Here is a 26,370-nt window from a genome sequence, read left to right as displayed (position 1 = left end):
CGGCGCAGCCGTCGTAATCCCTGACAGCACGGTTTATCTGAAATACCGCGATGTCTGGGTTTGGGGCCGCTTCGCAGCCCAACGGGGGCAAGCCCCCTCGCCACAGGTTCTCTGTTTACAGCTAGATACCTGCACTAACAAAAACGCCGCGATCCTCTCGCGGCGTTTTTGTGTGTGCGGGGATTACCCCAGGTTCTTGCCCAGCAACGCGTGATACAGCTCACTGTCGCCAAGAATCCCCACCACATGGTTGTTGTCGTGCAGCACCAGTTTGTTGCCGGTCTGGTAGCGAATCTGCAGCGCGTCCCGCATGCCGATGTTCGAGTCCACCAGCGTCGGTTTGCGCTCCAGCCCTTCCACCGCTTGCCCTGGTGCCCAGTTCTGCAGGTTCAGCACCGAACCGTTCTGCCGCGCGCCCTTGATGGTGTTGCCTTCAGCCAGGTCCAGCCACGAGTCGCCGCCCGGATCGAGGCACACCGAGCCGTTGATGCGTTTGCAGTTGTCCAGCGTGCGCATCAGGCTGCGGCCGCAGAGCACGTTGAGCGGGTTGGTGTGGGCGACAAAGGTGCGCACATAGTCGTCCGCCGGGTTCAATACGATCTCTTCCGGCACGCTGTACTGGATGATCCGGCCGTCCTTCATGATCGCGATGCGGCTACCGAGTTTCAGCGCCTCGTCGAGGTCGTGACTCACGAACACGATGGTCTTGCTCAGCTTGCGTTGCAGTTCCAGCAGTTCATCCTGCAGGCCCTGGCGGATCAGCGGGTCGAGTGCCGAGAACGGTTCGTCCATCAGCAGAATGTCGGCGTCCATCGCCAGCGCCCGGGCCAGGCCCACACGCTGCTGCATGCCGCCGGAGAGTTCATCGGGCTTCTTGTTGCGCCATTGGGTCAGGCCCACCAGTTCGAGCTTGTCATCCACCAGCTTGCGCCGTTCCTTCTCCGGACGACCCTGCATCTCCAGACCGAAACTGATGTTCTCGCGCACCGTCAGCCACGGCATCAGGGCGAACTTCTGGAACACCATGGCGATGCGTTTGGTGCGCATCATCTTCAGTTCGGCAGGCGTGCAGGAGGCGATGTCGATCTGCTTGCCTTCGTGTTCGACGAACAGCTTGCCGCGACTCACGGTGTTCAGGCCGTTGATGCAGCGCAGCAGGCTCGACTTGCCGGAACCGGAGAGGCCCATCAGCACGCAGATCTCGCCCTTGTTGATGTCCAGGCTGGCCTTTTCCACGCCGACGATCTGCCCGGTCTTTTTCAGGATCTCGTTGCGGGTCATGCCCTGATCCAGCAGCTTGAGTGCTTCGCGTGGATCCTTGGAGAAGATTACGTCGACGTCTTCGAAGCGAATTATGCTCATGCGTCACCCCCTACTTTGGCGTCGGGTTGTTTGCAGATACGGTCGAGCATGATCGCCAGCAGTACGATCGCCAGGCCCGCTTCGAAGCCCAGGGCGATATCAGCAGTGTTCAGTGCGTTGACCACCGGTTTGCCGAGTCCGTCGGCGCCCACCAGTGCCGCGATCACCACCATCGACAGCGACAGCATGATGCACTGGGTGATGCCGGCAGCGATGCTCGGCATGGCGTGAGGCAGTTCGATCCGTGAGAGCAATTGGCGACGCGAGCAGCCGAAGGCCTTGCCGGCGTCCATCAGTTCTTGTGGGACATCGCGGATGCCCAGGTAAGTCAGGCGGATCGGCGCAGCGATGGCGAATACCACCGTGGAGATCAGGCCTGGCACCACACCCAGCCCGAAGAGGGTCAGGGTAGGAATGAGGTAAACGAAGGTCGGTACGGTCTGCATCAGATCGAGTACCGGACGCATTACAGTGTAGAACATCGGCTTGTGCGCGGCGACGATGCCCAACGGCACGCCGATGACCACGCAGACCAGGGTCGCGAACATGACCTGGGCGAGGGTTTCCATGGTCTCCTGCCAGTACCCCAGGTTGAGGATCAGCAGGAACGAGGCGATGACGAACGCCGTCAGCCCCCATTTGCGTTGAATGAAGTGGGCCAGCAGGGCGATGAGGCCGATCAGCACCAGCGGGTTGAACCAGGTCAGCGCAAACGTCACGCCGTGGATCATCGTTTCCAGTGTCACGGCGATTGCGTCGAAGGTGCTGGCGCCGTGTTGCGTCAACCATTCAACGAAGCCCGCGATGTACTGGCCTAAAGGGATTTTCTGATCAATCAGCATGGTAGTGAACGTCCGCATGCAAGGAATAAACAGCCCGGGCGAGCGAACTCGCCCGGCGTAAGGCAATTACTGTGCGAGCTTGGCTTTCACGGCCTCCAGGCCAGGTTTACCGTCAATGGTGGTCACGCCAGCGAGCCAGGTATCGAGCACCTGTGGGTTCTTCTTCAGCCAGGCCTTGGCGGCCGCTTCAGGCTTCATCTTGTCGTCGAGGATGTTGCCCATCAGGGTACTTTCCATGTCGACGGTGAACTCCAGGTTTTTCAGCAACTGACCGACGTTGCTGCATTCGGCGACGTAGCCCTTGCGGGTGTTGGTCGCCACAGTCGCAGCACCGAAATCGGGGCCGAAGAAGTCATCGCCGCCGGTCAGGTATTGAATCTTGAAGCGTTTGTTCATCGGGTGCGGCGCCCAGCCAAGGAAGACCACGGCGGTGTCGCGTTTCTGCGCGCGGTCGACCTGCGAGAGCATGCCCGCCTCGGACGATTCGACGACCTTGAAACCGGCGGTTTTCAAGCCGAACGCATCTTTGTCGATCATGCTCTGGATCAGGCGGTTGCCGTCGTTGCCAGGTTCGATGCCGTAGATCTTGCCATCGAGCTCTTTCTTGAATTTGGCGATGTCGGCGAAGTCATGCAGACCCTTGTCGTACAGGGCTTGCGGTACGGCGAGGGTGTACTTGGCACCCTTGAGGTTGGTGCGTACCACTTCGACGGTGCCGGCATCGCGGTAAGCCTTGATGTCGTTTTCCATGGTCGGCATCCAGTTACCGAGGAACACGTCCATGTTCTTGCCGTCGGCCAGCGACTTGTAGGTCACGGGCACGGAAATCATGGTGGTCTTGGTCTTGTAGCCGAGGGCGTTAAGTACCACCGAGGTGGTGGCGGTGGTCGCGGTGATGTCGGTCCAGCCAACATCGGAGAAGTTCACGGTACTGCACTGAGCGGGTTCTGCAGCTTGAGCCAGTAACGGCAGACTCAGCATGGCGGCCAACAACAACGACGGGGAACCTTTCATGGATGGACTCCTAGGTGTTTTTTTTGGCAGTGTTCCGACTGGACCACCGCACTTATGGGTTGCGGTTGGATGGCGTTCTGGAGACAGCTCTACCACGGCGCCTTGCAATCGAGTCATAACGATCATGTACCAGTGAAAATCTGACGCCTACAGGGTGCGTCGTATCCAGTACAGGGATGGTCGTATCTAGTGTCAGTGACGTCGTTTACAGCTTTTTTCTGCCCCGATCGGCCATCTGAACTGCATAAAAACGGCGAAAAACCGGGACGAAAACGGCGCGGCGCTGGTGGGCATGAGTGCGTCGGTGTCAGACGCCGGGCGACCTGACAAAAGCCCGATGATGCGGGCATTCCGGCGGATCGCAGCTTGAGCGTAGCAGCTCCGCCAGCGGGCGCTTAATGCCCGGGAACGGCATCCTCAGGAGCTCTGCAGCAATGGCTATCAGCGTTTTCGACCTGTTCAAAATCGGCATTGGCCCGTCCAGTTCCCACACCGTCGGCCCGATGCGCGCCGCCGCCCTGTTTGTCGAATCGCTGCGCGACCGGCACCTGCTCGAACAGGTGCGTCGTATAGAAGTGCAATTGTTCGGATCGCTGTCGGCGACAGGCATCGGTCACGGCAGCGACAACGCGGTGATCATGGGTTTGATGGGCGAGTGGCCGGACGCAATCGACCCGTCGCAGATCGGTCCGCGAATCCAGGCGCTGCGTGAAACCCACACCCTGCTATTGGATGGTCGCTTGTCGGTGCCGTTTGTCTGGGCACGCGACATGCGCCTGATCGACGAGAACCTGCCGTTCCATCCCAACGCCATGACCCTGATTGTCGAAGGCGATCACGGGGAGATTCATCGCGATACCTACTATTCGGTCGGTGGCGGTTTTGTGGTGGATCAAGCGCAGGCGTCCAGCGGCGTGGTCGATCTGGATCGCACCGAATTGCCTTATGACTTTTCCAGCGCGGTGGAGCTGCTGGAGCTGTGCAAGCAGAACAATCTGCGCGTCGCCGAATTGATGATGGCCAACGAAAAGGTCTGGCGCAGCGAAGAGGAAATTCGTGCCGGGCTGATGACGCTGTGGCGGGCAATGCAGGATTGCGTCGAGCAGGGCCTCAAGCACGAGGGCATCTTGCCCGGTGGCCTGAACGTGCGCCGGCGTGCAGCGAAGTTGCATCGCAGCCTGCAGGAATTGAACAAGCCCAACGTGATCGGCTCGACCCTCAGTGCCATGGAGTGGGTCAACCTGTTTGCCCTCGCGGTGAATGAAGAGAACGCGGCGGGCGGGCGCATGGTCACGGCGCCGACCAACGGCGCGGCGGGGATCATCCCGGCGGTGTTGCACTACTTTATGAAGTTCAGCGAGGCGGTCACCGACGCCAACGTCGTCGACTACTTTCTGGGTGCGGCGGCGGTGGGCATTCTGTGCAAGAAGAATGCTTCGATCTCCGGTGCTGAAGTGGGCTGCCAGGGCGAGGTCGGTTCGGCCTGCGCGATGGCGGCGGCCGGGCTGGCGGAGATCCTTGGTGCGACGCCTGAGCAACTGTGCAACGCGGCGGAAATCGGCCTGGAGCATAACCTGGGCCTGACCTGCGATCCGGTCGGTGGCCTGGTGCAGGTGCCGTGCATCGAGCGCAATGCGATTGCGGCGGTGAAGGCGATCAACGCGGCGCAGATGGCCTTGCGCGGGGATGGTCAGCATTTCATTTCGCTGGACCGAGTGATCCGCACCATGCGCGATACCGGTGCGGATATGCACGACAAATATAAAGAGACATCGCGCGGTGGGCTGGCTGTTAGCGCGGTCGAGTGCTGAGACCGAGTCGGCCGCATCGCGAGCAGGCTCACTCCTACACTTGGAATGCGTTCCCCTGTAGGAGTGAGCCTGCTCGCGATAGCGCCAGACCAGTCAAAACTGCTCACCAAGTGAACACGCTAATCAAATCACGCCACCTTTTAGCGCGTCGCAATCAGATAAGAGTCTTTCCCACCCGCAGTGCGTCATTTGCGCCCCCTACCGTCCGTCACCCGTGCTTGCGGTGACACTCCGAAACAACCGCGCGCAAGCCCGTTCCCACAAGTGCTACCGATCTGCTCACAGGCACCGGGGCAGGGCTTTCAGCGCCGCTGATGGCACTTCGAATCAGCCTTTGCCGGACGTCTTGAATAGACACGTCGCGACGTCGTTTTCAGGAGTTATTGAACGGCCATTCAATTTTAGGCATGGCAATTGCTCTGTCATAACAAAGCCCGTCTCCCACGCGAGAACGATGGCAATAACAAGAGCCTCCGCCTGAGGCCATCACCCGCTTTGTGTGAGGAGATACCGCGATGACGACGTTCAACTCCGGGGCCCAACCCCAGAACCGTGCGCCTCAATCCATCGGCTTTCTGCTGCTGGACAATTTCACGCTGATTTCTCTGGCCTCCGCAGTCGAACCCCTGCGCATGGCCAACCAATTGTCTGGTCGTGAGCTGTATCGCTGGAGCACCCTTACCGTCGATGGCGGCCAGGTGTGGGCCAGTGACGGTCTGCAAATCACTCCGGATGCCTCCATGCACAAAGCCCCTCCCCTGGACACTGTGATCGTCTGCGGCGGGATCGGCATTCAACGCACCGTGACCCGTGAACACGTGTCATGGCTGCAGAGCCAGGCGCGTCAGTCCAAGCGTCTTGGCGCGGTGTGCACCGGCAGTTGGGCCCTGGCCTGCGCCGGGCTGCTCGACGGTTTCGATTGCAGCGTGCACTGGGAATGTCTGGCGGCGATGCAGGAAGCTTTCCCGCGCGTAGCGATGAGCACCCGTCTGTTCACCCTCGATCGCAACCGTTTCACCAGTTCCGGCGGCACCGCGCCACTGGACATGATGCTGCACCTGATCAGCCGCGATCACGGTCGTGAACTGTCCGCTGCGATCTCGGAAATGTTTGTCTACGAACGCATCCGCAACGAGCAGGATCATCAGCGGGTGCCGCTCAAGCACATGCTCGGCACCAACCAGCCGAAGCTGCAGGAAATCGTCGCGCTGATGGAAGCCAACCTCGAAGAGCCGATCGACCTCGACGAACTGGCGGTGTACGTCGCCGTGTCCCGTCGCCAACTGGAGCGGCTGTTCCAGAAATACCTGCACTGCTCGCCGTCGCGCTACTACCTCAAGCTGCGCCTGATCCGCGCGCGGCAACTGCTCAAGCAGACGCCGATGTCGATCATCGAAGTGGCCTCGGTGTGTGGTTTCGTGTCGACGCCGCACTTCTCCAAGTGCTACCGCGAGTACTTCGGCATTCCGCCGCGTGACGAGCGCGTAGGCTCCAATACCACGCAGCAAGTGGCGATGATGCCGCTGCCGCAGGCGATCGTGATGTCGCCGCTGTCGGGGCCGATGTCGGCGTTGAGTCAGGCGCGCAATGAGTCGACGTTTGCCAGCGTAAGGCTGTAAAGCAAAAGATCGCAGCCTGCGGCAGCTCCTACAGGGGAACGCATTTCAACTGTAGGAGCTGCCGCAGGCTGCGATCTTTTGATCGTCTGTCAGGCGCTATGGCTTTGCTGGTAATCCGCCAACGCCGGCAACAACTGCTTGTCGATCGCCTGACGCACCGCAGGCTGGATACTGGCGCCGCTGGTGTACATGTCCTTGACCATCTTGCGCAATTCAAACGCGCGAACGTTATCCAGGCCTCGTACGGCACACTCACAGGCCTGCTCGGCGGTCGAGCCGCTCGGCACTTGAAAACCCAGCGCCTTGAGCTGGCCCAACAAATCTTCCTGATCAATCAAATCGGCATACATCATGACGCGCATCCTTCTTTGGCAACGGAGGTCGTGGCTCGATTCTGGTAGGCATGGGGAGTGACGGCAAGGGCGATTTGTCGCAGTGGCTGCGACGGCTATGAACAGGTCGTTTTCGGCTAACTCATTGGAAAATGGAGTGGGCACACTGGCGCAAGCTCGCTACAGACGGTTTGGTCACCCTCGACTGGCAGCTCCTCAACAGTACCCTCTGCCCCGATCCTGTCACGGCTTGTATCGGGGCTTTTTTAATTTAATGAAAGTCAAAAGATCGTCCGATCGCGGCCAGAGCCTTCGGACGATCTTTTGCTTTTAGCGGATCAGCGTTGCAACACCAGAATCCGCGACAAGAGCTCATCCCGATCGATGTAGCAGCCCTGGAAATGCCGCGCCCCGGTGGCCGGGTCAAACGCATTGCGCGCATGCAATGTGCGGCGGTTATCGAAGCACCACAGTTCCCCCGGATTAAGCCGCTGCATCAGCCGAAACCGTGGCTCGCGGGTCAGCGCAATCAAGCGTCGATAGGCGCGGTACAGCAGCGGCATTTGTTCCGCCGACGTATCGAACGCGCCGCGCAGAAAGTTCGCCATGCGAATCTCCGCGACCCGGCCCAACGCATCCAGGGCAATGATCGGCGCCAGGCAGCGATAGTCGCTGTGGCGATCCTTGTTACGGAATTCCACGGGGATGTCGCACAGCGCCTGAAACAGCTCCGGCGCTTCCAGCCGTAACGCATCGGCAATCGCAAAACCATCGACAAAAATACTTTCGCCGCCCTCGGCATCATTCACCAGGCAATGCAGAAATTGCAGCCCCGGTTGCAACTCGCGGGTCGGCAAGTCCGTGTGCAGTGGCAGGTTGAAAGCGGTGTAAGCGTTGCTGTCGGCATCGGCCTTCGATTGCACGTTGAACAGCACGCCGAAATTGCTCTCGCGGATGAACGAAATACGCTGGGCGATCAGCTTCAGCGAGCCAGGCTCAGTGGGCACACCGCGCACCTGAGTCAGGCCGATGTCACGCACCGCGATCAACCATTGCAGCAGGGCGCCGTTGTCATTCATCAGCGTGGCGTAGTCGAACACCGGCAACTGCAAATCGCTGCGCCACAGGTAAGCCTTGGGCTTGGCGGCCAGGCGTTCGATGCGGGAGGCGTCGTCATAAGCGTGGGCGCGCAACCAGCCGGGGTCGAAGCGGCTGCGGTGGCCGTCCTGCCAGTCGATGCGCAGGCAGCCGTCGCTGTCGATCTGGGCGCTGGCGAGGGCCAGATCCGGCGCGGCATCGACGATCTCGAATACCTGCTCGCGGGTGACGTTGTAGACGCACTGCTCGCACGGGCAGTTATCCCGCAGCCAGACATGGTGAAACGGACTGATGCGGCCATCGGCCCAGGCAATCGAAACGCGATCCGCCAGACTCTGCACGCCGCTCAGCGCGCTGATCAACGGATAAGTACGGAAGTCGGCAACAGCGGCAGCGGTGTTCATGGTGGCTCCTTGTGTTGGAGGGGTTACCGGGCGGGTGGCAGGGCGATGACCCGACCGATGTAAGCCGGGGCCGGCAGGTCGACTTGCTCGGTGACGATGGCTTGCAGGCGGCTCAGGGTGTCCGGGGTGAACGGCGCCGAACGCGGGCCGGCGAGATCGACGTGCAGCAGCATCTGCTCGTTGCCGGCCAGTTCCTTGTCGTCACCGGTCAGGTGCAGGCTGTGATAAAGGTGCAGGCGCTTGCTGTCGTGACCGATGATCTGCGTGCGCACTTCGACCTCGGCGTCGAGCTTCACTTCGTGCAGGTAGTTGAGGTGCAGCTCGAGGGTGAACAGCGAGTGGCCGCTGGCTTCGCGGTTATTGCTGTCCATGCCGAGACGGTCCATCAGGGCATCGGTGGCGTAGCTGAAAATCAGCAGATAGAAGGCGTCGCGCAGGTGGCCGTTGTAGTCGACCCAGTCGGGGATGATTGTGGTCTGGTAGGTGGTGAGGGTGGGCATGGCGGAACTCCAAAATATTGTCTGACATGCAACTGTGTGGCGAGGGAGCTTGCTCCCGCTCGGCCGCGCAGCGGTCGTAAAACCGGTGAATGCGTTCTGGCTGATGAACCGCATGTGAGGGTTTTGGGACTGCTGCGCAGTCCAGCGGGAGCAAGCTCCCTCACCACAGATGTTGATGTTTACTCGCTGAAACTCATCCCATGCTTCTCTTTGGTGGTCTTCACCGCCTCAAGCACCGCCAGCAGGCAGTCATCACGATAGCGCTCCAGCGCCGAAATGCTGTGACGACCGAGCTGGTCGCTGGTGCCATCGACCACATCGTCAATCAGCTTGTCGGTCAGTTCCGGCGCTGGCAGATAAGTCCATGGCAACTGCAATGCCGGGCCGAACTGCGACATGAAGTGACGCATCCCGGCATCGCCACCGGCCAACGTGTAAGTCAGGAACGTGCCCATGAACGACCAGCGCAGACCGGCGCCAAAACGGATCGCGTCGTCGATCTCACCGGTGGTCGCTACACCATCGTTGACCAGGTGCAGCGCCTCACGCCACAGCGCTTCGAGCAAACGGTCGGCGATAAAACCGGGTACTTCCTTGCGCACGTGCAGCGGGCGCATGCCGAGGGATTCGTAGACATTCATTGCCGCTTGCACGGCCTCGGGCGCGGTGTGCTTGCCACCGACCACTTCCACCAGCGGCAACAGATACACCGGGTTGAACGGGTGCCCGACCACGCAGCGCTCAGGGTGGGTCGAACTCTCGTAGAACTCGCTCGGTAACAGGCCCGAAGTACTCGAACCGATCAGCGCATCGGGTTTGGCCGCCGCGCTGATTTTGCTGTGCAGCTCCAGCTTCAGCTCAAGGCGTTCCGGGGCGCTTTCCTGGATGAAGTCGGCATCGCGCACGCATTCCTCGATGGTCGCGACAAAGCGCAGGCGATCCTGCGATGCGCCGGGCGCCAGGCCGTTTTTCTCCAGCGCGCCCCAGGCATTGGCCACGCGTTTGCGCAGCGCGGCTTCAGCGCCGGGCGCCGGGTCCCAGGCCACCACGTCGAGGCCATGGGCGAGGGCACGGGCGACCCAGCCGCTGCCGATGACACCGCTGCCGAGGGCGGCGAAGGTTTTGATGTCGGTGATAAAGCTCATAGTGATTTTCCCGAGTAAGGTGATCCCTGTAGGAGTTGCCGAAGGCAGCGATCTTTTGATCTTGCTTCTAAAAATCAAAGTCAAAAGATCGCAGCCTTCGGCAGCTCCTACAGGTTGAAGATGGGGACAGTCAGGCCCGTGTTGGGGATAGGTCAGCCGCGCGGGGTCAGGCCCATTTTCTTGCGACCTTCAGCCGGGGTCAGCACCCGGGCGCCGAGGCGGCTGAGGATCTCGGTGGCGCGTTCGACCAGTTGGCCGTTGGTTGCCAGCACGCCCTTGTCCAGCCACAGGTTGTCTTCCAGCCCGACCCGCACGTTGCCGCCCAATAGCACCGCTTGCGCGGCCATCGGCATTTGCATCCGGCCGATACCGAACCCGGCCCACACCGCGTCGGCGGGCAGGTTGTCGACCATGGCCTTCATGGTGGTGGTATCCGCCGGGGCGCCCCACGGGATACCCAGACACAGCTGGAACAACGGGTTATCGAGCAGGCCTTCCTTGATCATCTGCTTGGCGAACCACAGGTGACCGGTGTCGAAGATTTCCAGCTCGGCCTTCACGCCCAGTTCGGTGATGCGCTTGGCACCGGCGCGCAGTTGCGCAGGCGTCGAGACGTAAATGGTGTCGCCGTCGCCGAAGTTCAGGGTGCCGCAATCGAGGGTGCAGATTTCCGGCAGCAGTTCTTCGACGTGGGCCAGACGGGTCAGCGGGCCAACCAGATCGGTGTTCGGGCCGAACTCCATCGGCTTCTCGCCCGGGCCGATCTCCAGGTCGCCGCCCATGCCGGCGGTGAGGTTGACGATGATGTCGACGTCGGCCTCGCGGATGCGCTCCATCACTTCGCGGTACAGCGCCACGTCACGGCTGAACTTGCCGGTCTGCGGGTCGCGCACATGGCAGTGCACAACGGTGGCGCCGGCCTTGGCAGCTTCTACGGCGGCAGCGGCGATCTGTTTCGGGGTGACCGGCACGTGGGGGCTCTTGGCGGTCGTGTCGCCAGCACCGGTGAGTGCGCAGGTGATGATGACGTCGTGGTTCATGGTGCGGTTTCCTTCAGGCGTGATGGGTCTGTTCGCAGCCCTTTTTCGGGCTGCGAAGGGTTGATTCGGGGTGAGTTATTGACTGGTCAGTTGCAGGTTTTCAGCGGCCGGTTTGCCGTCGAAGGTGGTCACACCGTCGAGCCAGCGCTGCTTGTCTTCTGGGTGATCCTTGAGCCACTGTCTGGCCGATTCGAAGGCGTCCTTGTGATCGAGCAGCGGCTGCATCATCCGGCTCTCGTCTTCGGCGGTGAACGTCAGGTTGCTCAGCAGACGGCCGACGTTCGGGCATTGTTCCGCGTATTTCGGCGCGGTGACGGTCCACACCGTGGCCATGCCTTCGTTCGGGCCGAGGGCGTCGTCGCTGCCGGTGAGGTAAGTCATTTTTACGTTGACGTTCATCGGGTGCGGCGCCCAGCCGAAGAACACCACGGCTTCCTTGCGGCGCACGGCCCGATCAACGGCGGCGAGCATGCCGGCTTCGCTGGATTCGACCAGCTGGAATTTGCCGAGGCCGAACTGGTTCTTGGCGATCATTGCCTTGATCTGCGTATTGGCGCCCGAACCCGGTTCGATGCCGTAGATCTTGCCGCCCAGTTCCTTCTCGAATTTGGCGATGTCGGCGAAGGTCTTCAGGCCCTTGTCCGCCAGATAGGTCGGCACCGCGAGGGTAGCGCGGGCGTCCTTCAGACTTGGCGCCGGCAAAACCTTGACCTGATTGGCGTCGACGAACGGGGTGATGGTCTGGGTCATCAGCGGGTTCCAGTAGCCGAGGAACAAGTCCAGACGCTGATCGCGGATCCCGGCGAAGATGATTTGCTGGGAGGCGCTGGTTTGTTTGGTGTTGTAGCCGAGGCCGTCGAGCAGGACCTGGGTCATGGCACTGGTGGCGATCACGTCGGTCCAGTTCACTACGCCCATCCGTACGTTCTGGCACGAGGCGGGTTCGGCCGCCATGACGCTGGCGCTCAAGAAAGCGGTACCGCTGAGTGCAAGAACACAGCTGCTGATCAGTCGTTTCATGTCGGGTTCCTCGGCAGGTCGTTTATTGTGGTTCCCGGCGTCTGATGCGCCGGTGATGCCAAGTTACGCAGCAATGCCCCCGTGAAAGCGCACTGCGGCGACTGGCTCTTGCACTGTAGCGACCTGTGCGCTTGAACGCTGACGACAATCGGCGTATCAACGATCCACGCTCCCCTCCCTCTCGTTACCCGCGAATCGAGTGCGCCCATGTCCCAGGATTTCTACTTTCTGCTGATGCCGGGGTTCTCCGCCATCGGTTTCATCTCTGCGATCGAACCGCTGCGTGTGGCCAACCGCTTTCGTGGCGAGTTGTACCGCTGGCATGTGCTCAGCGCCGATGGCGGGGCGGTGCTGGCGAGCAATGGCATGTCGGTCAACGCCGACGCGGCGCTGGAGCCGTTGAAGAAAGGCGCGACCTTGTTGGTGGTGGCGGGGTTCGAACCACTGAAGTTCGTCACGCCAACCCTTGAGCACTGGCTGCGGCGGCTGGACAACGAAGGCGTGACCCTCGGCGCCATCGACACCGGCAGCTTCGTTCTCGCTGAAGCGGGCCTGCTCGACGGTCATCGCCTGACCCTGCACTGGGAAGCCATCGATGCGTTCAAGGAATCTTATCCACAGCTCAGCGTGACCCAGGAACTGTTCGAGATCGACCGCCGGCGCATCACCTCGGCGGGCGGCACCGCGTCCATCGATTTGATGCTCGATCTGATCGCCCAGGCCCACGGCCCGCAACTGGCGATTCAGGTCAGCGAGCAGTTTGTATTGGGGCGGATCCGCCCGCGCAAGGACCACCAGCGCATGGAAGTCGCCACGCGCTATGGCATCAGCAACAAGAAGCTGGTCCAGGTGATTGGTGAGATGGAACAACACAGCGAGCCACCGCTGACCACGCTGCAACTGGCGGAATCGATCAAGGTGACACGGCGGCAGCTGGAGCGCTTGTTCCGCTTGCATCTGAACGATACACCGAGCAATTTCTATCTGCGTTTGAGGCTGGAGAAGGCGCGGCAGTTATTGCGCCAGACGGATATGAGCGTGCTTGAAGTCAGCATCGCCTGCGGCTTTGAATCACCTTCGTATTTCACCCGTAGCTACCGCGCACGCTTTACGCGCTGCCCCCGTGAAGACCGGCGTACTGCGCAAGCCTGAATGAATGCACACAAACCCCCTGTAGGAGTGAGCCTGCTCGCGATAGCGGTCAATCAGACAGCAATGATGTCGACTGGCACTCCGTCATCGCGAGCAGGCTCACTCCTACAGTTTGATCCTGTTACTTCTTCAGCAACGCCGAACAGGCCGCCTTGTAAGCCTCATGCTGATACTTGTTCAGCGTCCCCGGCAGCTCGAAATTATGCTTCTTTGCCTGCGCATTGATAGTCTGCGGCGACAACAGCGTCACCTCACAGCCCTCCAGCAACTGAAACACCCCCTCGATCTTGAACGTCGTCGGCCCACCGGCAAACTCACCCTTCTTGCTGCGCTTCTTGATCGCAATCCGGTCAATCGAATGCTCGCGCACAAACGAAGCGACCTGCGCCGCGAAGCGTTTGACGTTGGCTGCCTCGTCGTCATCGTCGAGGGCGATTTTCTTGGTGTTGAGCGCCACATGGCTCAGCGTTGCCCCGTCAAGGGAGGCCACGGCGATGATCGCTTCGCTGCCTTTGATTTCAATGCCGCAGATGTTCATGGGAATTCCTTTGAATGAAGAGGGCAGCCTACAACTCAAGTTGAGTGGGCGTGATGCCGAATGCTGCTGCAATTTTCTCGCGGGTTGCCTTGCGTGGCTTCGCTACCGTTTCTTGTTGAGCGAACGCCGGCTGGGAAATTCCCAGACGTTTCGCCACTTCTTCCTGAGTCAGGTTCAGGTGTTCGCGCCAGGCACGGATCGGTGTCGCCCCGTCGACCATTCGACTGACCACCTCATGCGGGATCAGGTCGGGCTGCATTTTCTGTGCGACGTATTGCGCATAGGGAATGACTACGAAGGCGGGATTGCCCTCGGCATCGTTGATGATTTGGATGTCGGCAGATTGATTCATGGCGCTGGAAATATAAGTCTTTCATAAGATATTCGAATCTTTACTTATATTTCCCAATCGGCCAATCAACAACGTTTGTCGGCATGTTGCCGAACTTCCAGAATCACTCCTGCCCAATCGACTCCAAAAACTCCGACCGTTCATCACTCATCCGCGCCACGCAATCATTCTGCGCAATCGTAAAGGCCTTGCTTCCCGTCGTCGCCGGAAATGCTTCCACCGCGCAATCGGCATCCCGCGTCTTCAGCCACTGCTGCTGGGCAGTCTTCAGCTTGGCGGTGATGTCGGCCAGTTGCGTCGCGTTTTTGCCGTAGGTGGCCTGCATGCGCTCGTTGAGGCTGGCGTAGTTGTCCTTGAGCAGGTCTTCGGCGGTGGTGCGGCTGTAGGTTGAGCATTCCAGGGTCTGGACGTCGTTTTCCACCGCGTCGCAGGGGTTGTTGTCGGTGTCTTCGGCGGCGTGTACGCCGGTCGCAATCAGTGCCAGGGCCAGGAAGATCGATTTCATGGTTGTCGCCGCTCTAATCCAGTGGTGTATCCAAGATGCGGGAGATTCTGGCTCAAGCTTGCGGGCTTGAACAGGTGGCCGGTCGGGTCGCCTGGTGACCCTTTGTCGCGGATTGACGCTTTCGGCAATTCCCCTGTCGTTTTTGCACCCGGTCGCCCCGGCACCGAGGCATATGCTGGCCCCAAAGCGCCGGCAGACGATTCGGCGCATGAATCGCCAATAAGGGGACGCCTGATGAGCCCAGCCGAATTACACGCCGACAGCATCGTTATCGACGGTCTGATCATTGCCAAATGGAACCGCGAGCTGTTCGAAGACATGCGCAAGGGCGGTCTGACGGCAGCCAACTGCACTGTGTCGGTGTGGGAAGGTTTTCAGGCGACCGTGAACAATATTGCCGCCAGCCAGAAGCTGATCCGCGAAAACAGCGACCTGGTGATGCCGGTGCGCACCACTGCCGACATCCGTCGCGCCAAGGAGCAGGGCAAGACCGGCATCCTCTTCGGCTTCCAGAACGCCCATGCGTTCGAAGACCAGATCGGCTATGTCGAGGTGTTCAAGCAGCTCGGCGTCGGCATCGTGCAGATGTGCTACAACACCCAGAACCTGGTTGGCACCGGTTGCTACGAGCGTGACGGCGGCCTGTCGGGCTTCGGTCGCGAAATCGTCGCCGAGATGAACCGCGTCGGCGTCATGTGCGACCTGTCCCACGTCGGTTCCAAGACTTCCGAAGAAGTCATCCTCGAATCGAAAAAACCGGTCTGCTATTCCCACTGCCTGCCGTCGGGTCTGAAAGAGCACCCACGCAACAAGTCCGATGAAGAGCTGAAGTTCATTGCCGATCACGGCGGTTTCGTCGGCGTGACCATGTTCGCGCCGTTCCTCGCCAAGGGCATCGATTCGACCATCGACGACTACGCCGAAGCCATCGAATACACCATGAACATCGTCGGCGAAGACGCCATCGGCATCGGCACCGACTTCACCCAGGGTCACGGTCAGGACTTCTTCGAATACCTGACCCACGACAAGGGCTACGCCCGTCGTCTGACCAGCTTCGGCAAGATCATCAACCCGCTGGGCATCCGCACCGTCGGCGAGTTCCCGAACCTGACCGAAACCCTGCTCAAGCGCGGCCACTCCGAGCGCGTGGTACGCAAGATCATGGGTGAAAACTGGGTGAACGTTCTCAAGGACGTTTGGGGCGAGTAAGCCGCTTCTCTGAATCCTTTCCCCCGGCCGTCCGTGCCGGGGGCAACAAACCGAATTTTCTGGAGTTAAGTTTCCATGGCCAAGATCGCCCCGCAATTGCCAATCGAAGTCGACAGCGAAACCGGTGTCTGGACCTCCGACGCCCTGCCGATGCTGTACGTACCGCGGCATTTCTTCGTCAACAACCACATGGGCATCGAGGAAGTGCTGGGCGCCGACGCCTACGCCGAAATCCTCTACAAGGCCGGCTACAAGTCCGCCTGGCACTGGTGTGAAAAAGAAGCCGAATGCCACGGCTTGGAAGGCGTTGCAGTGTTCGAGCATTACATGAAGCGCCTGTCGCAACGCGGCTGGGGCCTGTTCAAGATTCAGGACATCGACCTCGACAAAGGCACCGCCAGCGTCAAGCTCGAACACTCGGCGTTCGTCTACGTCTACGGCAAGGTCGGGCGCAAGGTCGACTACATGTTCACCGGCTGGTTTGCCGGCGCCATGGATCAGATCCTCGCCGCACGCGGCAGCCAGATCCGCACCGTGGCCGAGCAGGTCTACGGTGGTTCCGAAGAGGGCCACGACGACGGCCTGTTCATCGTCAAGCCGTTGTAAGTCGAGGACCGCGCCATGGCTTTCGAAGCAATGTTCCAGCCGATCCAGATCGGCAAACTGACCATCCGCAATCGCGTGCTCAGCACCGCGCACGCCGAGGTCTACGCGACTGACGGCGGCATGACCACCGACCGTTACGTCAAATACTACGAAGAGAAAGCCAAGGGCGGCATCGGCCTGGCGATCTGCGGCGGTTCTTCCAGTGTGGCCATCGACAGCCCGCAAGGCTGGTGGAAATCGGTGAACCTGGCGGATGACCGGATCATTCCGCACTTCCAGAATCTGGCCGACGCCATGCACAAGCATGGCGCCAAGATCATGATCCAGATTACCCACATGGGCCGTCGCTCGCGCTGGGACGGCGAGCACTGGCCGACCCTGCTGTCGCCGTCGGGCATCCGTGAACCGGTGCACCGCGCGACCTGCAAGACTATCGAGCCGGAAGAAATCTGGCGCGTCATCGGCAACTATGCCACCGCCGCTGCACGGGCCAAGGCCGGTGGTCTGGACGGTGTCGAACTGTCCGCCGTGCACCAGCACATGATCGACCAGTTCTGGAGCCCGCGCGTCAACAAGCGTACCGACGAGTGGGGCGGCAGCTTCGAAAACCGCATGCGTTTTGGCCTCGAAGTACTCAAGGCTGTGCGCAAGGAAGTCGGCGACGATTTCTGCGTCGGCATCCGTCTGTGCGGTGATGAATTCCACCCGGACGGCTTGTCCCACGAGGACATGAAGCAGATCGCCAAGTACTACGATGACACCGGCATGATCGACTTTATCGGCGTGGTCGGCTCGGGCTGCGACACCCACAACACCCTGGCCAACGTTATCCCCAACATGAGTTATCCACCGGAGCCGTTCCTGCACCTGGCGGCCGGGATCAAGGAAGTGGTGAAAGCGCCGGTGCTGCACGCGCAGAACATCAAGGACCCGAACCAGGCCACGCGCATCCTCGAAGGCGGTTACGTTGACATGGTCGGCATGACCCGCGCGCACATCGCCGACCCGCACCTGATCGCCAAGATCAAGATGGGCCAGGTCGACCAGATCAAGCAGTGCGTCGGTGCCAACTACTGCATCGACCGTCAGTACCAAGGGCTGGATGTGCTGTGCATCCAGAACGCCGCGACCTCCCGTGAATACATGGGCGTGCCGCACATCATCGAGAAATCCACCGGGCCGAAACGCAAAGTCGTGGTAGTCGGTGCCGGCCCGGCCGGGATGGAAGCCGCACGCGTTGCCGCCGAGCGTGGCCACGACGTGACCCTGTTCGAGAAGAAAGAATTCATCGGCGGGCAGATCACTACCGCATCGAAAGCGCCGCAACGTGACCAGATCGCCGGTATCACCCGCTGGTTCCAGCTGGAGTTGGCGCGGCTGAAAGTCGACCTGCGTCTGGGCACTGCTGCGGATGCGGCGACCATCCTCGATCTGCGTCCGGATGTGGTCGTGCTGGCGGTGGGCGGTCATCCGTTCCTCGAGCAGAACGAACACTGGGGCGCCGCCGAAGGGCTGGTGGTCAGCAGCTGGGACGTGCTCGACGGCAAGGTCGCGCCGGGCAAAAACGTGCTGGTCTACGACACCATCTGCGAATTCACCGGGATGTCGGTCGCCGACTTCCTCGCCGACAAGGGCAGCCAGGTCGAGATCGTCACCGACGACATCAAGCCGGGCGTGGCCATCGGCGGTACGTCGTTCCCGACCTATTACCGCAGCATGTACCCGAAAGAAGTGATCATGACCGGCGACATGATGCTGGAGAAGGTCTACCGCGAAGGCGACAAGCTGGTGGCGGTGCTGGAGAACGAATACACCGGCGCGAAAGAGGAGCGGGTGGTCGATCAGGTGGTGGTGGAAAACGGCGTGCGTCCGGACGAGGAGCTGTATTACGGGCTAAAGGACGGTTCGCGTAACAAGGGCCAGATCGACATTGACGCCTTGTTCGCGATCAAGCCGCAGCCTTCGCTGAGCACCACCGGCGACGGCTACTTGCTGTTCCGCATCGGCGACTGCGTGGCGCAGCGTAATACCCACGCGGCCATCTACGACGCCCTGCGCCTCTGCAAGGATTTCTAAGGACTTGCACATGACCCTGTAGGAGCTGCCGAAGGCTGCGATCTTTTGACTTTTGTTGTTCAAAGCAAGATCAAAAGATCGCAGCCTTCGGCAGCTCCTACACCTAGACCGTGTTTCTCCAGGCTGTACTGGTGGGAGCTTCACCTATGTTGAACACCCTTCTTCCAATCCTGTTGTTCGCAGCCCTGGGCCTTGCGGTGCTGGGCGCGTTGCGACGGGTGGCCATGTGGCGTCGGGGCCGGGCCTCGAAGGTCGACCTGATCGGCGGCCTGTTCGCCATGCCCAAGCGCTACATGGTCGACTTGCACCACGTGGTGGCGCGGGACAAATACATCGCCAACACCCACGTCGCCACGGCGGGCGGTGCGGTGGCGTCAATCGTGCTGGCGATTCTGGTGCACGGTTTCGGCCTGCATAACCGCATCCTCGGTTATGCGCTGCTGCTGATGACGGCGGTGATGTTCGTCGGTGCGATCTTCGTTTACCGGCGCCGGCTCAACCCGCCGGCACGGCTGTCGAAAGGCCCGTGGATGCGCCTGCCGAAAAGCCTGCTGGCGTTTTCCGCCTCGTTCTTTCTGGTGACGCTGCCGGTGGCCGGAATTCTCCCGGAGAACTTCGGCGGCTGGTTGCTCGCAGCGATTCTCGGGATCGGCGTGCTGTGGGGCGTGTCGGAACTGTTCTTCGGCATGACCTGGGGCGGGCCGATGAAGCACGCCTTCGCCGGTGCCCTGCATCTGGCGTGGCACCGTCGCGCCGAGCGCTTTGGCGGCGGCCGTTCCACCGGTTTGAAACCGCTGGATCTGAATGATCCGAGCGCGCCATTGGGCGTGGAAAAACCCAAGGATTTCACCTGGAACCAACTGCTCGGTTTTGACGCCTGCGTGCAGTGCGGCAAGTGCGAAGCCGCTTGCCCGGCCTTCGCTGCCGGCCAGCCGCTGAACCCGAAGAAACTGATTCAGGACATGGTCGTCGGCCTGGCTGGCGGCACTGACGCGAAGTTCGCTGGCAGCCCGTATCCGGGCAAACCTGTGGGCGAACACAGCGGTAATCCGCATCAGCCGATCGTCAACGGTCTGGTCGATGCCGAGACCCTCTGGTCATGCACCACCTGCCGCGCCTGCGTCGAGGAGTGCCCGATGATGATCGAGCACGTCGACGCCATCGTCGACATGCGCCGCCATCTGACTCTGGAAAAAGGCGCGACCCCGAACAAGGGCGCCGAGGTTCTGGAAAACCTGATCGCCACCGACAACCCTGGCGGTTTCGCTCCGGGCGGGCGGATGAACTGGGCGGCGGATCTGAACCTCAATCTGCTCAGCGAGAAGAAATCTACCGACGTACTGTTCTGGGTCGGCGACGGCGCCTTCGACATGCGCAACCAGCGCACCTTGCGCGCCTTCGTCAAAGTGCTGAAAGCCGCGAAAATCGACTTCGCCGTGCTCGGCCTGGAAGAGCGCGACAGTGGCGATGTGGCCCGTCGTCTCGGTGACGAAGCGACCTTCCAGTTACTCGCCAAACGCAATATCCAGACCCTGGCCAAATACAGCTTCAACCGCATCGTCACCTGCGATCCGCACAGCTTCCATGTGCTGAAAAACGAGTACGGCGCCTTCGACGGTGATTACCTGGTGCAGCACCACAGCACCTACATGGCGGAGATCATTCAGGCCGGCGCGCTGAACCTCGGTCAGCACAAAGGCAACAGCGTGACCTATCACGACCCGTGCTACCTCGGCCGTTACAACGGCGAGTACGAGGCGCCGCGTGAAGTGCTGCGCGCCCTCGGTATCGAGGTCAAAGAGATGCAACGTTCCGGCTTCCGTTCTCGCTGCTGCGGCGGCGGTGGCGGCGCGCCGATCACTGACATTCCGGGCAAGCAGCGGATTCCCGACATGCGCATGGAAGACATTCGCGAGACCGGTGCCGAACTGGTGGCCGTAGGTTGCCCACAGTGCACGGCGATGCTCGAAGGCGTGGTCGAACCGCGTCCGCTGATCAAGGACATCGCCGAACTGGTGGCCGATGCGTTGCTCGAAGACGCCGCACCAAGCAAGCCGACTACCCCGGCCAAACGTGAACCTGCGGAGGCCCACTGATGAGCGACATTATCCGCCGCGACCCACGCGCCGAATGGATTGCGCGTAACCGTCTGCACCCGCTGCACGCGGCGATGCAACCGGCGCAACACAGCTGGATGGGGCCCAACGGCATCATCCGCAAGAACCTGCACGGCATCGGTTTTATCGGCCCCAACGGCATCAAGCGTATTGACCGCAGCGGCGCGCAGCAGGGCGGGGCGGTCAAGCGCTCGGCCACGGTTGAAGTGCAATTGCCACTGCATCAGGTACCGGCCCCGGCGTTCTACATCAGCGTGGTGCCGGACATGGTCGGCGGCCGCCTGAGCAGCCACGACCGCGACTTGCTGGGCCTGGCTCACCAACTGGCCGGCAAGGACGGCGCAGTGCTGGCGGTGGTGTTCGGCGAACACAAGGAAAACGCCTTCGCCACGGCAGGCGTCGATCGCTTGCTGGTGCTGGAGGGCGACGAGTTCAGTGGTTATGCACCGGAGCAACGCGTACAAGGCCTGCGGGCTGTGGATAACCAATTCAATCCGCGCCATTGGCTGCTGCCGGACAGCCGCAGCGGTGGCGGCGAACTCGGCCGACGTTTTGCTGCAGCACTGGGCGAACGCCCGGCGACGCGGGTGTGGCAGGTCAAGGATCAAGCGTGCATCGGCCGCGCCGGTGCGGGCCTGCAAGACCTGGCGCGACCTATCGCCCGCCTGATTCTGGCCTCGGCCGAATGTGCGGAACCGGTCAGCGAAACCCGTCACGAAGCACTGCCCGTGGAGTTATCCACAACGGTGGCGCGCAGCCTGTCGCGGATCGAAGATCTGGGCGCCGTGGCGGTGGATCCGGCGGCGATTCCGATGGCTGAAGCCGAATTCATCTTCTCCGGCGGTAACGGGGTCAAGGACTGGCAGTTGTTTCATGAAACGGCTGCTGCGCTCGGCGCCACCGAAGGCGCCTCGCGAGTGGCGGTGGACGATGGCTTCATGGCTCGCGACCGTCAGGTCGGCGCGTCCGGCACCTGGGTCACCGCGCGGGTTTACGTGGCTGTGGGTATCTCCGGGGCGATCCAGCACCTGCAGGGCATCGGGGCCTGCGACAAGGTGGTGGCGATCAACCTCGACCCGGGTTGCGACATGATCAAACGCGCCGACCTGTCGGTGATCGGCGAGAGCGCGGAGATTCTTCAAGCCTTGATCGCGGCGGTAGCGGCTTACCGCAACGACGCCAAGCGCGATGCGGCTTAAGGGAAGGACACAGTTATGAACACCAATGTCATCAGCCTGGTTTCCATCGGCGCCCACCCGACCTCGGGACGGCCACGCCGCGCCGAGCAGGACGCCCGCGCCGTGGAACTGGGCCTGCAACTGGCTGGGGATAACCTGCAAGTGCTGCATGCAGGCGATGTCGCGGAACCGGCGTTGCGCGCTTATCTGGGCATGGGCCTGGAGCAAATGCATGTACTGGAACAGCCTGCTGGCGCCGATGCCTTGCCGGCCTTGACTGCGTACCTGCGCGACGCCGGTGCGCAAGTAGTGCTGACCGGCAGTCAGGCAGAAACCGGTGAAGGTTCGGGGATGCTGCCGTTTCTGCTCGCCGAAGGGCTGGGCTGGCCGCTGGTGGTGGGGCTGGCGCAGGTCGAGTCGATCAACGACGGTGCGGCGCTGGTGCTGCAAGCCTTGCCTCGCGGGCAGCGGCGGCGGTTGAAGGTGCGCCTGCCGTTTCTGGCGACTGTGGATAACGCCGCGCCCAAGCCGCGGCAGAGCGCTTACGGCCCGGCGCGACGCGGTATGTTGAATGCCGAAGACGTGGAGGTGCTGGACGATGAACTGCTGGCCGTCGCCACGTTGCAACCGGCCAAACCACGGCCGAAACGCTTGAAAGTGATCAAGGCCAAGAGCGGCGCTGACCGGATGAAAGCTGCCACGGCCAAGGCCAGTGGTGGCGGTGGGCAGGTACTCAAGGGCGTCACGGCGCAGGCCGGCGCTGAAGCGATCCTCAAACTCCTGATCGAAGAGGGCGTCGTCCGCTGACATCCCGCAAACCCCGTGTAGGAGCTGTCGAGTGAAACGAGGCTGCGATCTTTTGATCTTTAAAATCAAGATCAAAAGATCGCAGCGTGCCGCAGCTCCTACAGGTATGTGCCGTTCGGCGATATCGTGGTATTTACCCACAAACCCTGTTGGCGGATCTGTGGATAACGTGTTCGCCCATCCCCAGACCCCACGCCAATCAAGCCCTGCAGCCGTCCGATCAAAAAACAACCAGCCTAAGTTACGGTTTTTTCTGGTTTTTTCCAAAGACTAACGGCACAAGTTGCCCCCAATCTCTGTTGGCGCTTCTGTGGATAAGATGTTCGCTATCCCCTAAGAGCCATATAAAACGTGGCTTACATGGGGTTGATTAAAAAATGATCAAGTTGCTGATTCTCACCGCGAAGACGCTCAGTAGAGCCCGGTTTTTCACAGTCTCAGAAGCTTTTCCACAGAACCTGCAAAGTTACCCCCGAAGTCTGTTGGCGCTTCTGTGGATAACGTGTTCGCCATCCTCTACAGGCCATGAAAGACGTGGCTTATAGATATCTGATCAAAAAGCGTACAATCCATTTCTCAAACCGCTCTTCTGGATAAGTCACGTTTTTTCTTTACTTATTCACCGCTATTTTTCCATCTCATCCACAGTTGTCCCCATTTGCTGTGGGTGGCTATGTGGATAACTTGTTTGCCAAACCCTGCGGGCCCCGCCAGGTAAGGTCCGAATCACGGTTGATCGGATTTCATACAATTCTGCTGGTGTGTGAGCGCAGACGTCAAAAGATCGCAGCCTGCGGCAGCTCCTACAGGGGAAATGCATTCCTCAGGTAGGAGCTGCCGCAGGCTGCGATCTTTCGTTCTTGTTTAGCCCTGAACCGGAACGCCCTTGAGGTACGGCGCTGGCTCTGCGCCAAGGTTGCTCAGCATCCGCTCGCTGTACCAGTCGACGAAGTTGACCACACCAAACTCATAGGTCTTGGAGTACGGCCCGGGCTGGTAGGCGGTGGAGTTGATCCCGCGCTGGTTCTCTTCGGCCAGACGCCGGTCCTGGTCGTTGGTCGCATCCCACACCTGGCGCATGCGCTCGATGTCGTAGTCCACACCTTCCACCGCGTCCTTGTGCACGATCCATTTGGTGGTGACCATGGTTTCCTGGGCGCTGATCGGCCACACAGTGAAGACGATGATGTGGTCGCCCATGCAGTGGTTCCACGAGTGCGGCAGGTGCAGGATGCGCATCGAGCCCAGGTCCGGATTCTTGATCCGGCCCATCAGTTTGGCGCAGCCCTGTTTACCGTCCAGGGTCATCGACACGGTGCCCTTGAGCAGTGGCATACGCACGATACGGTTGCGCAGGCCGAAACTGGCGTGGGCGTAAGGGATCTTTTCGGCTTCCCACGCAGCGGCGGAGGCGGCGACGTGATCCTTGAACGCCTGATCGGCGCGCGGATCGGTAACGTCGTCCCATTCCAGCAGGGTTTTCAGCAGTTCCGGGTGCGAGGCGTTGCAGTGGTAGCACTCGCGGTTGTTTTCCAGCACCAGTTTCCAGTTGGCCTTTTCCATCAAGGTGGTTTGCACCGCCACCTTGGTGTTCTCCATGTCGTACGGTTCCATGTAGTGGTTCAGTGTCGACAGGAAGTCATCGATGGCCGGCGGATTTTCCGCCAGGCTGATGAAGATGTAGCCGCCGGCGGTCTTAACGTTCACCGGTTTGAGGCCGTATTGCTTCATGTCGAAGTCGGCGCCCATTTCGGTGCCGGCGAACAGCAGGCGACCATCCAGCTCGTACGTCCACTGGTGATAGTGGCAGACCAGTTTGGCGACCTTGCCTTTTTCACTGGTGCACAGGCGCGAGCCACGGTGGCGGCAGACGTTATGGAAAGCATGCACCACACCCTCGCCGCCACGGATGACGATGATCGGGTTCTTGCCGACCTGCAGGGTCAAGTAGTTGCCCTTGGCCGGGATTTCGCAGGTCATGCCGGCGATCAACCACTCTTTCTGGAAGATCTCCTGCATGTCGATATCGAACAGGCGCTCATCGCTGTAGAACGGTTGCGGCAGCGAAAAAGTGCGCTCGCGCTCTTGCAGCATTTGTGCAGTGGCCTTGCGTGCGGGTTCCAGCGGATCGCCCAGGCTGATTTTTGCGGTGACGTCCATCGATGTGATCCTCGAGGCCATTCTGTGTGGCCGATGAAAAGTGGCTGATCAGGGTGCTACGCAAGGTGTAAAGGTTTCGTCTTGTGTGAGGCGAGTGTGGGGCCGGCGCTGCCCGGAACCTTATCCATGGGCGACATGGCGCAATCTGTTCCCGACGCGCAACCCCCGGTGGTTGGGGGCTGGTCGCGATAAGTATGCCGATGTCGCGGATAGGTAAACGGGCGGTTCGCGCTATACGCAGAATCGCCACATTAAGGCCGGCAGTCGGCCGTGGAGAACAGCATGTCCAACAGCTTCCTGAATCCGGTCACCACCCAGACCTGGGCCAATGGCCGCCACATCGTCCGTTGCGTCAAAGTCATCCAGGAAACCTGGGACGTGCGCACCTTCTGCTTCATGGCCGACCAGCCGATCCTGTTCTTCTTCAAGCCCGGGCAGTTCGTGACCCTGGAGCTGGAAATCGAAGGCCAGCCGATCATGCGTTCATACACCATCTCCAGCTCACCGTCGGTGCCGTACAGCTTTTCGGTGACCATCAAGCGCGTGCCGGGCGGCAAGGTCTCCAACTGGCTGCACGACACGTTGCATGAAGGGCAGGAGCTGGCGGTGCACGGCCCGGTCGGGCTGTTCAACGCCATCGACTTCCCGAGCCCGAAAGTGCTTTATCTCAGCGGCGGCGTGGGGATCACCCCGTGCATGTCGATGGCGCGCTGGTTCTACGACACCAACGCCAACGTCGACATGACCTTTATCCACAGCGCGCGCTCGCCGAAAGACATCATTTATCACCGCGAGCTGGAACACATGGCGTCGCGGATTGACAACTTCAGCTTGCACCTGATTTGTGAGAAGCATGGCTTGGGCGAGCCATGGGCCGGCTATCGCGGCTACCTCAATCACAAGATGCTGGAACTGATGGTGCCGGACTTCCTTGAGCGCGAAGTGTTCTGCTGCGGCCCGACACCGTACATGACTGCGGTCAAGCGCCTGCTCGAAGCCGCTGGCTACGACATGTCGCGTTACCACGAGGAATCCTTCGGCGCCACGCCACCGGAAGCCCGCGCCGATGCAGTGGAACAAGCCGAACAGGCCGCCGAGGCACCGGAAATCGATGCGGCGGATCTGCATCAGGTCGAGTTCACCGCGTCCGGCAAGAGCATTCGCGTGGCACCGGGCGAGACGGTGCATGCGGCGGCGGCCAAGCTGGGGCTGATGATCCCGAAAGCCTGCGGCATGGGGATTTGCGGGACCTGCAAGGTGATGAAGCTCGGGGGCGAAGTGGAGATGGAGCACAACGGCGGGATTACCGAGGACGACGAGGCGGAAGGGTTTATCTTGTCGTGCTGCAGTGTGCCCAAAGGCGACGTCAGAATCGAATTCTGATCGCGCCCCCCTGTAGGAGCTGCCGAAGGCTGCGATCTTTTGATCTTGATCTTAAAAACAAGATCAAAAGATCGTCCGATCGCGGCCCGAGCCTTCG

At 60.8% G+C, this 26,370-nt stretch carries 23 protein-coding genes; 10 read left to right on the top strand and 13 right to left on the bottom strand.

The window, feature by feature from the left end:
* Positions 1–183 precede the first annotated feature (183 nt).
* The 3 genes from choV to NN484_RS04495 form a co-directional block, all read right to left on the bottom strand.
* A complete protein-coding gene (gene choV / locus NN484_RS04505; RefSeq protein WP_025108532.1) occupies positions 184–1,362 on the bottom strand; it encodes a choline ABC transporter ATP-binding protein in 1,179 nt (392 codons plus the stop codon).
* The gene (gene choW, locus NN484_RS04500; protein WP_127647854.1) at positions 1,359–2,204 is read right to left on the bottom strand and encodes a choline ABC transporter permease subunit; all 846 of its coding nucleotides are present in this window, start codon (positions 2,202–2,204) and stop codon (positions 1,359–1,361) included. The genes choV and choW overlap by 4 nt, the downstream gene beginning before the upstream one ends.
* A 66-nt stretch (positions 2,205–2,270) precedes the next feature.
* A complete protein-coding gene (locus NN484_RS04495; RefSeq protein ID WP_127647853.1) occupies positions 2,271–3,218 on the bottom strand; it encodes a choline ABC transporter substrate-binding protein in 948 nt (315 codons plus the stop codon).
* 434 nt (positions 3,219–3,652) lie between these two features.
* Here NN484_RS04495 and NN484_RS04490 point away from each other — a divergent pair, with 434 nt between their 5' ends.
* On the top strand, positions 3,653–5,029 hold the full coding sequence (locus NN484_RS04490) for an L-serine ammonia-lyase (RefSeq protein ID WP_274658650.1): 1,377 nt from the start codon (positions 3,653–3,655) through the stop codon (positions 5,027–5,029).
* A 515-nt stretch (positions 5,030–5,544) separates the two neighbouring features.
* On the top strand, positions 5,545–6,648 hold the full coding sequence (gene gbdR, locus NN484_RS04485; protein WP_127647851.1) for a choline metabolism transcriptional regulator GbdR: 1,104 nt from the start codon (positions 5,545–5,547) through the stop codon (positions 6,646–6,648).
* A gap of 89 nt (positions 6,649–6,737) precedes the next feature.
* Here the strand turns inward: gbdR and NN484_RS04480 are convergent, their stop codons facing one another.
* From NN484_RS04480 to NN484_RS04455, 6 genes are all read right to left on the bottom strand, one after another.
* The gene (locus tag NN484_RS04480) at positions 6,738–7,001 is read right to left on the bottom strand and encodes a hypothetical protein (RefSeq protein ID WP_007962640.1); all 264 of its coding nucleotides are present in this window, start codon (positions 6,999–7,001) and stop codon (positions 6,738–6,740) included.
* A gap of 317 nt (positions 7,002–7,318) precedes the next feature.
* The gene (locus tag NN484_RS04475; protein ID WP_274658649.1) at positions 7,319–8,482 is read right to left on the bottom strand and encodes a gamma-butyrobetaine dioxygenase; all 1,164 of its coding nucleotides are present in this window, start codon (positions 8,480–8,482) and stop codon (positions 7,319–7,321) included.
* 23 nt (positions 8,483–8,505) lie between these two features.
* A complete protein-coding gene (locus tag NN484_RS04470; protein ID WP_274658648.1) occupies positions 8,506–8,982 on the bottom strand; it encodes a thioesterase family protein in 477 nt (158 codons plus the stop codon).
* A gap of 179 nt (positions 8,983–9,161) precedes the next feature.
* Positions 9,162–10,127, bottom strand: a complete 966-nt coding sequence (locus tag NN484_RS04465; RefSeq protein ID WP_215500690.1) for an L-carnitine dehydrogenase — start codon at positions 10,125–10,127, stop codon at positions 9,162–9,164.
* A 152-nt stretch (positions 10,128–10,279) separates the two neighbouring features.
* Positions 10,280–11,167: a 3-dehydrocarnitine:acetyl-CoA trimethylamine transferase CdhC gene (cdhC, locus tag NN484_RS04460; protein WP_127647847.1), complete on the bottom strand. Its 888-nt coding sequence runs from the start codon at positions 11,165–11,167 to the stop codon at positions 10,280–10,282.
* A gap of 75 nt (positions 11,168–11,242) precedes the next feature.
* The gene (locus tag NN484_RS04455) at positions 11,243–12,187 is read right to left on the bottom strand and encodes a choline ABC transporter substrate-binding protein (RefSeq protein ID WP_274658647.1); all 945 of its coding nucleotides are present in this window, start codon (positions 12,185–12,187) and stop codon (positions 11,243–11,245) included.
* 207 nt (positions 12,188–12,394) lie between these two features.
* Here NN484_RS04455 and NN484_RS04450 point away from each other — a divergent pair, with 207 nt between their 5' ends.
* Entirely contained in the window at positions 12,395–13,339 is a 945-nt protein-coding gene (locus NN484_RS04450) for a GlxA family transcriptional regulator (RefSeq protein WP_274658646.1), read from the top strand.
* Positions 13,340–13,460: 121 nt separating this feature from the next.
* Here the strand turns inward: NN484_RS04450 and NN484_RS04445 are convergent, their stop codons facing one another.
* The 3 genes from NN484_RS04445 to NN484_RS04435 form a co-directional block, all read right to left on the bottom strand.
* Positions 13,461–13,877, bottom strand: a complete 417-nt coding sequence (locus NN484_RS04445; RefSeq protein WP_274658645.1) for a DUF3010 family protein — start codon at positions 13,875–13,877, stop codon at positions 13,461–13,463.
* A 28-nt stretch (positions 13,878–13,905) separates the two neighbouring features.
* Positions 13,906–14,229 (bottom strand): helix-turn-helix domain-containing protein, encoded by a 324-nt coding sequence (locus tag NN484_RS04440; RefSeq protein ID WP_274658644.1) that lies wholly within the window; start codon positions 14,227–14,229, stop codon positions 13,906–13,908.
* A gap of 103 nt (positions 14,230–14,332) precedes the next feature.
* Positions 14,333–14,734: a lysozyme inhibitor LprI family protein gene (locus NN484_RS04435; protein ID WP_274658643.1), complete on the bottom strand. Its 402-nt coding sequence runs from the start codon at positions 14,732–14,734 to the stop codon at positions 14,333–14,335.
* A gap of 234 nt (positions 14,735–14,968) precedes the next feature.
* On the opposite strand from NN484_RS04435, the gene NN484_RS04430 reads away from it, so the two are divergent.
* The 6 genes from NN484_RS04430 to etfB all read left to right on the top strand — a co-directional run bounded on the left by NN484_RS04430 (position 14,969) and on the right by etfB (position 22,730).
* Positions 14,969–15,946: a dipeptidase gene (locus NN484_RS04430; protein ID WP_027610650.1), complete on the top strand. Its 978-nt coding sequence runs from the start codon at positions 14,969–14,971 to the stop codon at positions 15,944–15,946.
* Between the two features lie 75 nt (positions 15,947–16,021).
* Positions 16,022–16,552 carry a DUF5943 domain-containing protein gene (locus NN484_RS04425; RefSeq protein WP_018612374.1) on the top strand — a complete coding sequence of 177 codons (531 nt, stop codon included), beginning with the start codon at positions 16,022–16,024 and terminating at the stop codon, positions 16,550–16,552.
* Positions 16,553–16,567: 15 nt separating this feature from the next.
* The gene (gene dgcA / locus NN484_RS04420; RefSeq protein ID WP_064589569.1) at positions 16,568–18,628 is read left to right on the top strand and encodes a dimethylglycine demethylation protein DgcA; all 2,061 of its coding nucleotides are present in this window, start codon (positions 16,568–16,570) and stop codon (positions 18,626–18,628) included.
* A gap of 146 nt (positions 18,629–18,774) precedes the next feature.
* Positions 18,775–20,724 (top strand): dimethylglycine demethylation protein DgcB, encoded by a 1,950-nt coding sequence (dgcB, locus tag NN484_RS04415; RefSeq protein ID WP_274658642.1) that lies wholly within the window; start codon positions 18,775–18,777, stop codon positions 20,722–20,724.
* The gene (gene etfA / locus NN484_RS04410; RefSeq protein WP_215500695.1) at positions 20,724–21,944 is read left to right on the top strand and encodes an electron transfer flavoprotein subunit alpha; all 1,221 of its coding nucleotides are present in this window, start codon (positions 20,724–20,726) and stop codon (positions 21,942–21,944) included. The genes dgcB and etfA overlap by 1 nt, the downstream gene beginning before the upstream one ends.
* Positions 21,945–21,959: 15 nt before the next feature.
* Positions 21,960–22,730, top strand: coding sequence for an electron transfer flavoprotein subunit beta (gene etfB, locus NN484_RS04405; protein ID WP_274658641.1), 771 nt, complete (start codon positions 21,960–21,962; stop codon positions 22,728–22,730).
* An 864-nt stretch (positions 22,731–23,594) separates the two neighbouring features.
* Here the strand turns inward: etfB and gbcA are convergent.
* Positions 23,595–24,890 (bottom strand): glycine-betaine demethylase subunit GbcA, encoded by a 1,296-nt coding sequence (gene gbcA / locus NN484_RS04400; RefSeq protein ID WP_215500697.1) that lies wholly within the window; start codon positions 24,888–24,890, stop codon positions 23,595–23,597.
* A gap of 282 nt (positions 24,891–25,172) precedes the next feature.
* Between gbcA and gbcB the strand changes: the two genes are divergently transcribed.
* Entirely contained in the window at positions 25,173–26,273 is a 1,101-nt protein-coding gene (gene gbcB, locus NN484_RS04395) for a glycine-betaine demethylase subunit GbcB (RefSeq protein WP_127647838.1), read from the top strand.
* Positions 26,274–26,370: the final 97 nt, after the last annotated feature.

Origin of the sequence: Pseudomonas serboccidentalis (assembly GCF_028830055.1) — a bacterium.
Classification (GTDB): Bacteria; Pseudomonadota; Gammaproteobacteria; order Pseudomonadales; family Pseudomonadaceae; genus Aquipseudomonas; species Aquipseudomonas serboccidentalis.
The sequence above is the reverse complement of the archived record's forward strand: the minus strand, read 5'-3'. Positions and strand labels throughout refer to the sequence as shown.

Bases quoted from the DNA above. Each gene is read 5' to 3' on its own strand.
- choV (WP_025108532.1), bottom strand. From the start codon at position 1,362: ATGAGCATAATTCGCTTCGAAGACGTCGACGTAATCTTCTCCAAGGAT.
- NN484_RS04495 (WP_127647853.1), bottom strand. From the start codon at position 3,218: ATGAAAGGTTCCCCGTCGTTGTTGTTGGCCGCCATGCTGAGTCTGCCG.
- choW (WP_127647854.1), bottom strand. From the start codon at position 2,204: ATGCTGATTGATCAGAAAATCCCTTTAGGCCAGTACATCGCGGGCTTC.
- cdhC (WP_127647847.1), bottom strand. From the start codon at position 11,167: ATGAACCACGACGTCATCATCACCTGCGCACTCACCGGTGCTGGCGAC.
- gbcA (WP_215500697.1), bottom strand. From the start codon at position 24,890: ATGGACGTCACCGCAAAAATCAGCCTGGGCGATCCGCTGGAACCCGCA.
- gbcB (WP_127647838.1), top strand. From the start codon at position 25,173: ATGTCCAACAGCTTCCTGAATCCGGTCACCACCCAGACCTGGGCCAAT.
- NN484_RS04465 (WP_215500690.1), bottom strand. From the start codon at position 10,127: ATGAGCTTTATCACCGACATCAAAACCTTCGCCGCCCTCGGCAGCGGT.
- gbdR (WP_127647851.1), top strand. From the start codon at position 5,545: ATGACGACGTTCAACTCCGGGGCCCAACCCCAGAACCGTGCGCCTCAA.
- dgcB (WP_274658642.1), top strand. From the start codon at position 18,775: ATGTTGAACACCCTTCTTCCAATCCTGTTGTTCGCAGCCCTGGGCCTT.
- NN484_RS04490 (WP_274658650.1), top strand. From the start codon at position 3,653: ATGGCTATCAGCGTTTTCGACCTGTTCAAAATCGGCATTGGCCCGTCC.
- NN484_RS04435 (WP_274658643.1), bottom strand. From the start codon at position 14,734: ATGAAATCGATCTTCCTGGCCCTGGCACTGATTGCGACCGGCGTACAC.
- NN484_RS04450 (WP_274658646.1), top strand. From the start codon at position 12,395: ATGTCCCAGGATTTCTACTTTCTGCTGATGCCGGGGTTCTCCGCCATC.
- dgcA (WP_064589569.1), top strand. From the start codon at position 16,568: ATGGCTTTCGAAGCAATGTTCCAGCCGATCCAGATCGGCAAACTGACC.
- NN484_RS04470 (WP_274658648.1), bottom strand. From the start codon at position 8,982: ATGCCCACCCTCACCACCTACCAGACCACAATCATCCCCGACTGGGTC.
- NN484_RS04455 (WP_274658647.1), bottom strand. From the start codon at position 12,187: ATGAAACGACTGATCAGCAGCTGTGTTCTTGCACTCAGCGGTACCGCT.
- NN484_RS04430 (WP_027610650.1), top strand. From the start codon at position 14,969: ATGAGCCCAGCCGAATTACACGCCGACAGCATCGTTATCGACGGTCTG.
- NN484_RS04445 (WP_274658645.1), bottom strand. From the start codon at position 13,877: ATGAACATCTGCGGCATTGAAATCAAAGGCAGCGAAGCGATCATCGCC.
- NN484_RS04480 (WP_007962640.1), bottom strand. From the start codon at position 7,001: ATGATGTATGCCGATTTGATTGATCAGGAAGATTTGTTGGGCCAGCTC.
- etfA (WP_215500695.1), top strand. From the start codon at position 20,724: ATGAGCGACATTATCCGCCGCGACCCACGCGCCGAATGGATTGCGCGT.
- NN484_RS04475 (WP_274658649.1), bottom strand. From the start codon at position 8,482: ATGAACACCGCTGCCGCTGTTGCCGACTTCCGTACTTATCCGTTGATC.
- NN484_RS04440 (WP_274658644.1), bottom strand. From the start codon at position 14,229: ATGAATCAATCTGCCGACATCCAAATCATCAACGATGCCGAGGGCAAT.
- etfB (WP_274658641.1), top strand. From the start codon at position 21,960: ATGAACACCAATGTCATCAGCCTGGTTTCCATCGGCGCCCACCCGACC.
- NN484_RS04425 (WP_018612374.1), top strand. From the start codon at position 16,022: ATGGCCAAGATCGCCCCGCAATTGCCAATCGAAGTCGACAGCGAAACC.